The organism is Prosthecochloris marina (assembly GCF_003182595.1).
GTDB lineage: Bacteria > Bacteroidota > Chlorobiia > Chlorobiales > Chlorobiaceae > Prosthecochloris > Prosthecochloris marina.
Window position 1 is genome coordinate 246645 of record NZ_PDNZ01000003.1, and the last position, 12457, is coordinate 259101.

Consider the following 12457-nt stretch of genomic DNA (forward strand, 5'->3'; position numbering starts at 1 on the left):
CCCAAATCTACTTGCGCCCGAACATTCTGTCGAGCTGCTCGAGGGATATCCTGATAATAACAGGACGACCATGAGGACAGACATAGGGCATTTTCGTTGCAAAAAGTCTGTCGATCAACGAGCGCATATCATCGATACTCAATTTTTGACCGGTCATTATTGCATTACGGCAGGAGTATGACTTCGCAAGATTTTCACGTTTCTCAAGCTTGAGCTTTTCAGCGTTGTGCTGATACTCCTGAATCATATCCTGGAGGATATAGGCCTCCGAACCGCTACGCACATCCTGGGGAACACCTTCTATCATGACAGTCCTTGCTCCAAGTGTACTGAGATTGAAACCAAGTCTCTCAAGATCACCACATATTTCCTCGAAAATTTCAAACTCCCACGATTTCAAATCCACTTTCTGAGGAAACAACAGTTGCTGTGAGTTCGGCACATTATTATCCATAATATCCACAGCCCGCTCATACAAAACCCTTTCATGGGCAACATGCTGATCGATGACCATCAGTCCGGTTTTAATCTGGCAGACAATGTACTTGTTATGCAACTGCCAGATTTTGGGATCGGACACCTGTTCTCCCTGAAGATCCTCATCCGCAATTCCTCCGGAAGCTTGCACGAAATCACTTCTGCGCAGCTCTCTTTGGGGTTCGACGAAGTGGTCACGTTCTGCTACAAACATCTCCTCTTGTGCAAACATTTCCTTTTGCTCACTGACAATAGTTTTACCAGGAGCCTCTTCATATCGATCACCATCCCTGTACTCGCTGTAGAGTGCCCCTGTTGTCGATGTCGCCGAAGGAATCTTGTGATATTCAAGCCTTGCTTCATTAACTTCTGAACGTCTGCGGGAAAAATCCTGATTTCCTTCCTGAAAACATACACCGCCGACGTCAGGTGAAAAGTCCTGCGACCGAACGGCTTTCTTTATAATCGTATAAAACATCGTACGGACACTTCGTTCATCTTCGAATTTGACTTCAAGTTTCGACGGATGAACGTTAACATCGATCTGTTGTGTATCGAGTCGGAGAAAAAGAAGCGCGAAAGGAGTGTGGCGCTCTATAAGGAGTTCTCCGTAAGCCTGCTGCAATGCCTGAGAAAGCATCCTGTTTTGTATCACGCGCCGGTTTACATAAATAAACTGCTCGCTTTTCTGGCGTTTCTGCATCGCCGGTTTCCCGACATAACCGTGAAGAGAAAGAAAGTCGTTATCCTCATGTACCTCTATCAGGCTTTCGGCAAAGTCTTCACCGAAAAAAAAGTTGATACGCTCGAAAATATCGGTGCTTTTAAAATCGAACAGTTCCTGCTCATCATTGAACATCTGCCACTGGATCTCAGGGTATGCAAGCACCTGTGCTTTCACACTTTCAAAAATGTGCTTGAATTCCGTAGCGTTTGTTTTAAGAAATTTCCGACGGGCAGGAACGTTATAAAAGAGGTTTCTGACACTTACCATCGTACCTGGATCACATGCCGCCATGCCTTTTTCAACAGGTTCCCCTCCTTCATAGCGCAGTTGAATCCCAACGCTGTCACTCTCACGCCGGGTTCTGATTTCGAAATGTGAAACTGCCGATATGCTGGCCAGAGCTTCTCCCCTGAACCCGAGAGTCCCGAGGGCATCGAGTTCTTCGGCAGAGGAAATTTTGCTTGTCGCAAAACGTTCGACACACCTCGCCGCATCCTCCTCATCCATTCCCTCACCGTTATCGATGACCTGAACAAGCTGTTTACCAGCCTCTTTAACAGAAACGGTAATCCTTGTCGCACCGGCATCTACTGCATTTTCCAGTAGCTCCTTCACTACTGAAGCCGGACGCTGGACAACCTCACCGGCTGATATTTTGTTCGCAACGATATCAGGTAACCTGTTAATTCTCGGCATGAAGCTTTTCTCGTTTATCGTATTGAAATTTCACCCTCTTGCGTTTAAAACCCGCCACCCTTCCTGAGGAAACAAGACATTTCAAATAGATAAAAAAACTTCAACCCAAAACCCCCTTTTTGTGAAAAAACCTCTAAATTATTTTTTTGACCCTTATGAGTACTCAATTACGCCCTTTCTACGGAGAACCGCCATTATGACCAGGAAAAGAACAATCTGGATTATACTGTTGCTTTTAGCACTGTCCGGAGCTGTCGGTATAGCCTCTTTCCAATATCAAACCGGCTCCGGCCCGGCTCAATCCGATGATGCCACTACAACCGAAATGAATACTGCTACCGGTCAGGAAAAACTCGTCGGAACATGGAAACTTGTCAAAGCTTCTGTCACTCCGGAATTTCTCAATGTGCCGATTCCAATAAACACGTTTGAAGCTGTCGGGGCCGTAACCAGTGAACATACATACACAATCGAGGCTAACGGTTCCTTTTTCGGCAGTAATTACGGTTATCTTGGTAAGGGAGATATTGAAATACAGGATAAAATACTCACCCTGACCATAGGCGAAGGAACCATCATCGTCAATGAAAAAAAGAAAAAAAAGGACAAGAAAGGCAGCACCATAACCGGGAGTTACCGCATTGCTGATCGCGATACTCTTCATGTCGAAGCCTTCAAGTATCAGGATGGCATACGATACACCTTCAATCTTGCGCTGGTAAATTTCTGAGCTTTTTCCACACTATACGCAAAGCGGCTTCGCTGAACCGGATTTTATTGCGCAAACGGTCACCGTGTGTATAAAAGGTCGTTGTTTCGACCTCTATGTCACCGTTCTTTTTCCGGCTTGCCAAGCCCAGACACACCATTCCGACTGGTTTTTTCTCTGTTCCCCCTCCCGGGCCAGCAATCCCTGTAGCAGAAACCGCTATATCCGCACCGGTTTTCAAAAGAGAACTTTTGGCCATTTCAGCGGCAACCTCTTCGCTTACTGCACCATGGAGTACAAGGGTTTGAGTTCTTACGCCAAGAGTCTCCTCCTTGGCATTATTGCTGTAGACAACATAACCCTGTTCAAAATACTGTGAAGAACCGGAAACATCGGTCAATCTCGTTGCAATAAGGCCTCCGGTACAAGATTCAGCGGTTGTAATCCTCATCCCGGCCGACACCAATAACCTACCGATACACTCTTCCAGAGAGATATCGGTCGTGGCATAGACAAATGCTTTAGCTCTACGAGCGATGGCATCGACGGTTATCCGGTTATCGCTTTCAACAACCTCTTTATCACTCCCTATCGAGCTAACCCGAAGATCAACACCGGCTGTATGAGGAAGATAGGCCAGCGATGTTCCATCCGGAAGATCATCCTCGATTTCACGAATGATCTCCGCAAGAGCTGTTTCACCGACACCTGTCGTTTTGATATGCGAATGAACAATATGATCACTCGATTTGCCTGAAAAGAAGGGCACAACCGTGCTCCGCATCATAGCCTTCATTTCTTGCGGAACACCTGGCATTAAAACAATGTAGCGTTCCTGGCCCCCTTCTTCACACGAAATGATCATGCCTGGTGCGAGCCCCTTTTCATTCGGAATCACCGTGGCCCCATCGATTATCATTGCATTGTGCTTCAGATATGCTGAGGGCTCCCGTCCGCGACTGCGATAGTGCTCGACCGTTCGGGTATAGACTTCCTCGTCGAGCACAAGCGACCTTTTTAAAAAGCGTTGTGCCGACTGCTTCGTCCTGTCGTCCCGGGTTGGTCCAAGCCCGCCAGTAACAATGGCTATGTCTGAACGCCGCAACGAATCCGTAAACTGATCGACAATGGCATCCTCGCTGTCGGCACAGGCTATGATCCTTTTTACACCGATCCCGGCACCGACAAGAGCAGAACAGATAAACCCGGCATTGGTATTGACCTTTTGCCCTGTAAGCAGTTCATCACCGATAGATATGATCTCGGCAATCATCTTCTTTTAAATCAAATAGCTTGCGATTCGCAGAATATCGGCAAACACTCCACCGGCAGTCACCTCACCTCCTGCTCCTGGTCCCTTGACCACAAGTGGCGTGTCGAGATAACGGTCAGTAGTGAACACTACCATGTTTTCCGTACCGTTCAAACCCGCAACAGGGTTCGAAAGCGGTAGCATTTTCACGCTGATGCGTGCTTTGCCTTCACTGATCTCACCCGCATAAGCGATGGTCATGTCGTTTTCAGCAGCTTTCCTGATCTTCTCATCATACCCCGCATCGGCAGAACGCAGTTTTTCCATAAATGTATCGACACTCATGTCGGTTCTCAAGTGTTCAGGCACAAGGCTCTCGCACTCGATATCTTCATAATCCAGTCGGTAACCGAGTTCCCTGCCAAGTATGAGAAATTTCCTTGCGAAATCCGCTCCTGAAAGGTCTTCACGTGGGTCCGGCTCGGTGTAACCCGCCTCTTTGGCCTGCCTGACAATATCGCTGAACTTCTCTCCTTTTCGGAGTTCATTGAAAATATAGCTTAATGTTCCAGAGAGCACACCCTCTATTTTAATGATCTTGTCACCGCTGTTTCGCAAATCATTGAGGGTATTGATAATCGGAAGACCCGCTCCCACGTTGGTTTCGTAGAGAAAACGCGCATTCGATGAATGCTGAGCATCACGAATGGTTTCATACAAAGCCCATGAACCGGCCATACCCAGCTTGTTTGCCGTGACAATGGAAATATTCGATGCCAGAAGATCAGGATAACTCTCTGCAACGTCACTACTTGCCGTACAATCCACGAAAATGGAATTATGCAGGTTCCTTGCCTTGATCCGTTCGATATAGTTCTTTATTGTTTTACCGTCTTCCCTTGGCTTGAGTGCTTTTTCCCAGTTCCGGAGATCGATTCCACCATCTTTGACAACCATCATCCGTGTATTCGCCATACCGCTGACGACAACGTCAAGTTCCATCTCTTTTCTTAGCGTATACGTGTGATCGCGAAGTTGCCCGATCAAACTTTTCGCTATTGTCCCGGTTCCGGCAATAAAAACATGTACGGTACGACGAGAGAGCAGGAATGATTCGTGCACACAGTTCAAAGCCTTGTCTTCATCACGGCTGTCAACAACAAACGAGATATTCATCTCATTAGCCCCCTGTGCAACAGCAATGACATTGATACCGTTTTTGCCGAGGGTTTCGAAAAGATGTGCCGACACCCCGGGGTGCCCTGACATATCGTTACCGACAACCGCAATAATGGCAATATGCCTTCTGAGTGTCAGAGACTCTATCTGGCGGGCGGCAATCTCCACAGCAAACTCTTCTTCGAGAATCCGGCGAGCTTTTTCCGCCTGGGCAAGATTGATAACCAGACTGATGGACTGCTCGGACGATGCCTGTGATATAAAAATAATATTTATCATATGGCCTGCCAGACAGCTGAAAAGCCTCGAAGCAATCCCCGGCACACCGACCATCCCGCTACCGGAAAGATTGAGCAGTACAACATTGTTAATCGAACTGAGACCTGTCACCGGCCTTTCAGGAACGGTTTCACTTTTTTCCGGCATCCCGATCCGTGTTCCTTCGGCATCCGGGTTATACGAGTTCCTGATACTTATGGGAATCCCTGCCTTCATGGCAGGATGTACCGAGTAGGGATGCAAAACCTTGGCCCCCGAATGTGAAAGCTCCATTGCTTCGCTGTAACTGATAAACGGCAGTGCATATGCATCTCTGACCCGTTTTGGATCAGCACTGAAAAAACCGTCGACATCGGTCCATATCTCTATTTTATCCACACCTACCGACGCCCCGATAATCGTGGCAGTATAATCCGATCCTCCGCGCCCGAGTGTTGTTGCAGTCCCGTCCGGCGCAGCACCGATATAGCCGGTGACCACAGGAACACCGCTGGCTCCCTTGAACCAGGCCCTGATAAGCTTTCTCGAGGCTTTCATGTCAACCCTCGCATCGCAATGGTTGCTATCGGTCACTATCATATTTCTTGCATCGACATATGATGCTTCAATCCCTTCCTGACGGAGAAAACTGCTTATAATCCAGGCCGAAAACCTTTCGCCGAAACTCATGATCAGCGCACTGCTCTTATCGGACAACTCATGAAGCAGGCATACGCCGTGCAACACATCACCAAGCTCGGACAGTTCAGCCTGCAGATACTCCTCCACATCTTTTCTCCCGGCTGTTTCAATAAGATCTTCAACAAGCTCCCTGTGAAGAGTTTCTATCTCTCCAAGCTTTTTGCTGTAACCGACATCCCCGTCACTGGCCATAACCGCGGCCTCCAGAAGCAAATCTGTCACTTTCCTGATAGCGGAAACCACAACGATCACAGGCGTATCCTGCATAGTTCTGCGAATTATCCCGAGAACGTTCCTGATCCTGTCACCATCCTGTATAGACGTACCGCCAAATTTCAAAACCTTCATGCTCATCGCGCTATTTATGTGGTGTAAACTCTTGACACTGTGATAAAAGCAGAGTCAAAGATACAAATCATTTATACAAACGGTCAAACTTGAGGGTCCAACCATAATACCGCAGCAAAAAAAAAGCGCCCCGAAAAGTCGGGGCGCCTCGATGATATCGAACGCAAAGCGTTTTATTCAGCCTGCAACGCTTCGGCACCCGCGACAATCTCGCTGAGTTCTGTTGTAATAGCAGCCTGACGCGCGCGGTTGTAGCTGATGTTCAGCACTCGAAGCAATTCCTTTGCGTTTTCCGTTGCCGAATCCATTGCAGTCATCCTTGCTGCGTGATCTGCAGCGTTGGATTCAAGCATCATCCCCCAAAGCTGAGTATTGAGATTTTTGGGAACGAGAACATCGATGATGGATGACGGTGACGGCTCGTAAATATAATCGCTCGAACTCCCGCTGCTCTTTTCCTGCCCCTCATCCTGTTCAGGCGAAATTGGCAAAAGAACTTCTTTTTTGAGTGTTGGAGCAAGAACCGACTTGAATTCGTTGTACACAACAATCACCCTGTCCACCTCGCCATTGAGATACTTTTCCGAAGCATATTCGACTATCTCTTTCGCAACACCGAAGTGTAGATTCTGAAACACGCCAGGATACGACTTCTCAACAGCAAAACCACGCTTGCGGAAATAATCATATCCTTTCGTTCCTGCACAAAGTAACTCCACCCTTCCATCACGATGCAGATCACCGTACTCTTCCGTAATGACTTTATTCGCCAGTTTGATGATATTGGCATTAAACGCTCCGCACAATCCCCTGTCGGATGTAATGAGCACAACCAGGACATTTCTCACATCGTCACGGGCGGAAAGAAGCGGATTGAGCGAAGTATCAACCCTGGTTGAAAGCGAACCGAGCATTTCTTTCAGCTTTGCAGCATAAGGTCGAGCCTGGATAGCAGCATCCTGTGCCCTGCGAAGTTTAGCTGCGGACACCATCTTCATTGCCTTGGTGACCTGCTGCGTCGACTTGATACTCGAGATTCGTGTTCGTATATCCTTTAAGGTTGCCATGAATATTCTTTGGTTGTTGAATTGCTGAAAATCATCAAGCGTTCTACGCTTTTACCTTTGCCTTGAACGAACCAAGAAACTGCTCGGCAACCTCTTTCAACCTGCTCGCAACATCTGCATCCATTTGACCTGTCTCCGAAATCGACTTCAGCAGATCATCATGTTTGTGCTCGAGAAGACTGAGAAATTCCTCTTCAAACTTCCGAATGTACTGAACGTCGAGCTGATCGAGAAGCCCCTGAGTACCGAGATAGATAATGGCAACCTGTTTTTCAACCGCCATTGGAACATACTGCCCTTGTTTGAGTATTTCAACCAAACGCGCACCGCGGTCAAGCTGGGCCTTTGTTGCCTTGTCAAGATCGGAACCGAACTTCGAGAACGCTTCAAGCTCACGGAACTGAGCAAGGTCGAGGCGGAGCGTTCCGGCAATTTTCTTCATAGCCTTGATCTGGGCGCTGCCACCGACGCGGGAAACCGAGATACCGACATTGATCGCCGGTCTCTGACCCGCGTTGAAGAGGTTCGGCTCGAGGAATATCTGACCATCGGTAATCGAAATAACGTTTGTCGGGATGTATGCCGATACGTCACCCGCCTGCGTTTCGATAACCGGCAGAGCAGTGAGACTCCCCCCGCCTTTTACCATTGGCATTAACGGTTCAGGCAGGTCATTCATGTTTTTAACAACTTCCTGATCATCGGTTATCTTCGCAGCACGCTCGAGAAGACGAGAATGCAGATAAAACACATCACCAGGATATGCTTCACGTCCTGGTGGACGGCGGAGAAGCAGGGAAAGCTGACGATAAGCAACAGCCTGTTTGGAAAGATCATCATACACAACCAGAGCATGACGGCCGGTATCACGGAAAAACTCACCGATAGCTGCCCCGGCGTAGGGAGCGATAAACTGCATCGGAGCCGGATCGGAGGCCGAGGATGCAATCACCGTCGTGTATTCCATAGCACCGAATTTCTCGAGCGTATTGACAACCTGGGCAATCGTCGAACCTTTCTGACCGACAGCAACATAAATACAGTAAACGTCCTTGCCTTTCTGGTTGATAATGGTATCGATCGCAACAGCCGTTTTACCTGTCTGACGGTCACCGATAATCAACTCGCGCTGACCGCGCCCAATCGGGATCATGGAATCGATCGCCTTCAGACCGGTCTGAAGCGGTTCGTGTACCGATTTACGGAAAATCACTCCTGGAGCCTTGCGCTCGAGAGGAAGACGTATCTTAGTCTCGATCGGCCCTTTGCCGTCAACCGGCTCTCCGAGAGGATTGATAACTCTGCCGAGCATAGCCTCACCAACAGGAATCGAAGCGAGAATACCGGTACGTTTTACGGTATCCCCTTCTTTTACGGAGTCTGACTCGCCAAACAAAACGGCGCCGACATTATCTTCTTCAAGGTTCAACGCCATACCCATGACATCGCCTGGAAACTCAAGCAATTCACCGGCAGCCACTTTTGATAACCCATAAATACGCGCAATACCATCACCCACCTGGAGCACGGTTCCAACATCATAGACATCCGCTTCCGACTCAAACCCCGCCAGGTGCTTGCGGAGTATGGCTGAAACCTCATCAGGCCTGACTGTTGTAGACATATCGTAATTAGCTTTGTTATTTGTTAAGAATGAAGAAAGTTTATTTATTATACTTTCTTTTAGAAATCAGACTCCGTCATCAATTCCTTTCCAAAAACCTTGAATTGTGAATTTAAGGAAAAGCTGTTAGTAATTCAAATCCAACTTGAGCTATTATTGGCTCAATCCAACAGACTCGAGGCAATTCGGGCAAAATCAAACCGGATTGGGTACAATGTATTGCCGTCGACAACCTGGAGCACCTTCGAATTAACTCATCATTATATATTAGCAAGGGAATACTGCAACTGTAAACTCATATGAAAACTGTCACTGGATTTGCTTCGGCAACCATCGGAAATGTCGCCTGTGGTTTTGATGTCCTCGGGTTTGCCATTACGGAGCCGGGTGACGAGGTAATTCTGACCCAACGGGAAAAAAGGACAGATCTCCTCCCAGTATCGATAACATCGATCACCGGAGACGGCGGAGCCTTGCCGAGAGATCCAAAGAAAAACACCTCCAGCTTTGTCGTTCTCAAATTCCTTGAATACATCAGAACCAATAAAGGAATCGATTTCGAGGGCCATATCGAGCTTCAGCTTAAAAAAAACCTCCCCCTCAGCAGCGGCATGGGCAGCAGCGCGGCCAGTGCAGCAGCAGCGCTGGTTGCTGCAAATGAGCTGATGGGAAACCCTTGCAGCAAAATGGAGCTTGTACACTTTGCCATTGAAGGGGAACGCGTGGCCTGCGGGTCCGCACATGCAGATAATGCTGCGCCTGCCATGCTTGGCAATTTCGTACTGATACGCAGCTATAACCCGATCGACCTGATTACGATTCCGCCACCCGACAATCTTTTTTGCACACTCGCTCACCCGCACATCGAGCTGAGGACAGCGTATGCACGTTCTGTTCTGCCCCGCACGATTTCCCTTAAAACCGCGACTGAGCAGTGGGGTAATGTAGGAGCTCTCATTTCCGGTTTGCTAACGTCCGATTACGAACTGATAGGACGGTCGCTTGTCGATGCTATAGCCGAGCCCAAAAGAGCGCCATTGATTCCTGGTTTTTACAGCGTCAAAAATGCAGCTCTCGAAGCCGGTGCACTTGGATGCAGTATTGCCGGTTCCGGCCCGTCAATCTTTGCATTCTCCTCCTCATACGAAGCAGCTTGCGAAGTAGGTGAAGCAATGAAGCAAGCATTTTCGAACATACGCGAAAAACTGCAATCCGATATATGGGTTTCACCTGTCTGCAAAGAAGGCGCAAAAATCATTTAAGCACACTCTCATGATTTTCTATAGTACAAATAAAAAATCAACGCCCGCATCCCTTAAAAAAGCTACTCTCGAGGGTCTTGCAACCGACGGCGGGCTCTATGTCCCCTCGGATATCCCCCGGTTTTCAACAGATGAAATTGAGTTGCTCAAAGAAGCACCGTTCAATCACATTGCATTCGCCATAGCGAAAAAGTTCAACGAAGGAGAAATTTCCGATGACAGTCTGTGGGAAGTGGTCGAGAACTGCTTTACGTTTAAAACTCCACTCGTAGGACTGGAAAAAAGCACCTACGTCGAAGAACTTTTTCACGGCCCCACATTAGCATTCAAGGATTACGGCGCACGCTTCCTCGCCCATCTCACCGGCTATTTCGCAAAGGAAGACCATACGCTCATCACTGTCCTGGTTGCCACATCGGGTGATACCGGCAGCGCCGTAGCATACGGATTCAAAGGGGTACCGAATACCCGGGTGGTGCTGCTTTATCCGTCGGGCAAAGTCAGCAGACTACAGGAACAGCAGCTCACAACCGTTGGGGGCAATGTAACGGCACTCGAAGTAAGTGGTGATTTCGACGATTGCCAGCGGCTCGTCAAACAAGCGTTCATGGACGCTGAACTGAAACAACGCCTTGCATTGACATCAGCCAATTCCATCAATATTTCCCGCCTTATCCCTCAGACATTTTACTATGCCTGGGGATCGTTACAGCTTGCAGCCAGGCATCCGGGTAAAAAAGCCGTTTTTTCCGTTCCGAGCGGCAATTACGGTAACCTTACCGGTGGGGTTCTCGCAAAAATGATGGGTTTCCCTATAAACCATTTTATCGCGGGCTCCAATGCCAACGATAGCGTAACCCGCTATCTTGAAGAGGGACGGTATGAACCAAATCCGACCGTAGCAACTCTTTCATCGGCAATGGATGTAGGTAATCCGAGCAATTTCGCCCGGCTGAGGCATTTTTACGGGGATGACTACCGGGCAATGGCTGCCGACATTTCCGGTTACGCTGTCACCGATAATGAAACGATTGAAACGATCGGTGCAGTCTATGACCGTTTCGGCTATATCATGGATCCGCACACGGCCGTCGGGTTCAGGGCACTGGAAAAGTTCAGGGCCACCAACGAGATTTTCGATGATCCCGCTGCTGTCATGTCAACCGCACATCCGGCAAAATTCATCGAAGCGATAAAAAAAGCCCTAGATATGGAGATCACCATTCCCGACCGGCTTCAGGAGGTTCTCGACAGGCGGAAAGTTTCAATTCCTATGAGCACGAACTACAGAGACCTCGCTGCATTTCTTATGAAGCTTTGAAACAGTGAAGAGGCAATTGTTGAACTGTTGATTTGTTGAATCGTTGAATTTTGCACGAAACAAGAAAAGAAACACCTAAACAGCTCAACAAATAAACAACTCAACAGTATTCATTCATGACTCTCCAGACACTGCTTTTTTTCCTGGTCGTTATACCGGTAATGTTTTTCGGATTATTGATCGCGCTTGCCGTCAACCTGATCGACCCGTCCGGCGACCGGTTCCACCGGATGGCTGCATGGTGGGGCCGCTTCTGTGCCCGGCTCATGGGAATCAGTATCGAGATAACCGGAGAGAAGCATTATGACCCAAACGCAAACTATTTGATCGTAAGCAATCATGCAGGTATGGCCGACATCCCTCTCATACTTGGCTCCATACATCTCAACATGCGGTTTGTAGCCAAGGAGGAACTGGGCAAAATTCCGGTGTTCGGCTGGGTACTTAAACAGGCAGGCTACGTCCTGATCAAGCGAGGACAAAACAAGGAAGCCTTGAAAAGCCTGTTGAAGGCTTCAGAAGTTCTGAAAAGCGGACGCTCTGTGCATATCTTCCCTGAGGGCACCAGATCGGAAACAGGAGAAATCAAGCCTTTCAAGCGAGGTGCCTTCATGATCGCCCAAAAAGCCAATGCCCCCATTCTTCCGGTAACGATTATCGGCAGTAACCGTATTACACCGAAAAAAAGCCTCAGAATAAGCAAAGCCAAAATACAGCTCATTATCGGTAAGCCTATTGAAACCAAAGAAAAAAACGCTCAGGAACTACAAGACATAACCTATACAACCATTACCAGCGCCATGAAACGCCACAAAACTGCAGCATAGCATTCAGC

General features: G+C 48.2%; 9 protein-coding genes. 4 read left to right on the plus strand and 5 right to left on the minus strand.

The genetic code is table 11. From position 1 onward, the window contains the following. Positions 1–7: 7 nt before the first annotated feature. Positions 8–1900, minus strand: a complete 1893-nt coding sequence (mutL, locus tag CR164_RS05460; protein ID WP_110022916.1) for a DNA mismatch repair endonuclease MutL — start codon at positions 1898–1900, stop codon at positions 8–10. Positions 1901–2096: 196 nt separating this feature from the next. Between mutL and CR164_RS05465 the strand changes: the two genes are divergently transcribed. Next, positions 2097–2630 (plus strand): hypothetical protein, encoded by a 534-nt coding sequence (locus tag CR164_RS05465; RefSeq protein ID WP_110022917.1) that lies wholly within the window; start codon positions 2097–2099, stop codon positions 2628–2630. Here the strand turns inward: CR164_RS05465 and CR164_RS05470 are convergent. The 4 genes from CR164_RS05470 to atpA all read right to left on the minus strand — a co-directional run bounded on the left by CR164_RS05470 (position 2605) and on the right by atpA (position 9039). Further along, positions 2605–3882: a CinA family nicotinamide mononucleotide deamidase-related protein gene (locus CR164_RS05470; RefSeq protein WP_110022918.1), complete on the minus strand. Its 1278-nt coding sequence runs from the start codon at positions 3880–3882 to the stop codon at positions 2605–2607. The two genes, CR164_RS05465 and CR164_RS05470, sit on opposite strands and share 26 nt — an antisense overlap. A gap of 6 nt (positions 3883–3888) precedes the next feature. Continuing rightward, positions 3889–6354 (minus strand): bifunctional aspartate kinase/homoserine dehydrogenase I, encoded by a 2466-nt coding sequence (gene thrA, locus CR164_RS05475; RefSeq protein ID WP_265354351.1) that lies wholly within the window; start codon positions 6352–6354, stop codon positions 3889–3891. A 167-nt stretch (positions 6355–6521) separates the two neighbouring features. Continuing rightward, positions 6522–7415, minus strand: coding sequence for a F0F1 ATP synthase subunit gamma (locus CR164_RS05480; protein WP_110022919.1), 894 nt, complete (start codon positions 7413–7415; stop codon positions 6522–6524). Positions 7416–7458: 43 nt separating this feature from the next. Next, positions 7459–9039 carry a F0F1 ATP synthase subunit alpha gene (atpA, locus tag CR164_RS05485; protein WP_110022920.1) on the minus strand — a complete coding sequence of 527 codons (1581 nt, stop codon included), beginning with the start codon at positions 9037–9039 and terminating at the stop codon, positions 7459–7461. A 299-nt stretch (positions 9040–9338) separates the two neighbouring features. Between atpA and CR164_RS05490 the strand changes: the two genes are divergently transcribed. The 3 genes from CR164_RS05490 (at position 9339) to CR164_RS05500 (ending at position 12449) form a co-directional block, all read left to right on the plus strand. After that, a complete protein-coding gene (locus CR164_RS05490) occupies positions 9339–10301 on the plus strand; it encodes a homoserine kinase (protein WP_110022921.1) in 963 nt (320 codons plus the stop codon). Positions 10302–10311: 10 nt separating this feature from the next. After that, the gene (gene thrC / locus CR164_RS05495; protein WP_110022922.1) at positions 10312–11622 is read left to right on the plus strand and encodes a threonine synthase; all 1311 of its coding nucleotides are present in this window, start codon (positions 10312–10314) and stop codon (positions 11620–11622) included. Positions 11623–11738: 116 nt separating this feature from the next. Next, positions 11739–12449: a lysophospholipid acyltransferase family protein gene (locus tag CR164_RS05500; protein ID WP_110022923.1), complete on the plus strand. Its 711-nt coding sequence runs from the start codon at positions 11739–11741 to the stop codon at positions 12447–12449. The last annotated feature ends 8 nt before the right edge of the window (positions 12450–12457 follow it).

Excerpts from the sequence above, each read along its gene's own strand:
- mutL (WP_110022916.1), bottom strand. The coding sequence starts at position 1,900 with ATGCCGAGAATTAACAGGTTACCTGATATCGTTGCGAACAAAATATCA.
- CR164_RS05465 (WP_110022917.1), top strand. The coding sequence starts at position 2,097 with ATGACCAGGAAAAGAACAATCTGGATTATACTGTTGCTTTTAGCACTG.
- CR164_RS05470 (WP_110022918.1), bottom strand. The coding sequence starts at position 3,882 with ATGATTGCCGAGATCATATCTATCGGTGATGAACTGCTTACAGGGCAA.
- thrA (WP_265354351.1), bottom strand. The coding sequence starts at position 6,354 with ATGAGCATGAAGGTTTTGAAATTTGGCGGTACGTCTATACAGGATGGT.
- CR164_RS05480 (WP_110022919.1), bottom strand. The coding sequence starts at position 7,415 with ATGGCAACCTTAAAGGATATACGAACACGAATCTCGAGTATCAAGTCG.
- atpA (WP_110022920.1), bottom strand. The coding sequence starts at position 9,039 with ATGTCTACAACAGTCAGGCCTGATGAGGTTTCAGCCATACTCCGCAAG.
- CR164_RS05490 (WP_110022921.1), top strand. The coding sequence starts at position 9,339 with ATGAAAACTGTCACTGGATTTGCTTCGGCAACCATCGGAAATGTCGCC.
- thrC (WP_110022922.1), top strand. The coding sequence starts at position 10,312 with ATGATTTTCTATAGTACAAATAAAAAATCAACGCCCGCATCCCTTAAA.
- CR164_RS05500 (WP_110022923.1), top strand. The coding sequence starts at position 11,739 with ATGACTCTCCAGACACTGCTTTTTTTCCTGGTCGTTATACCGGTAATG.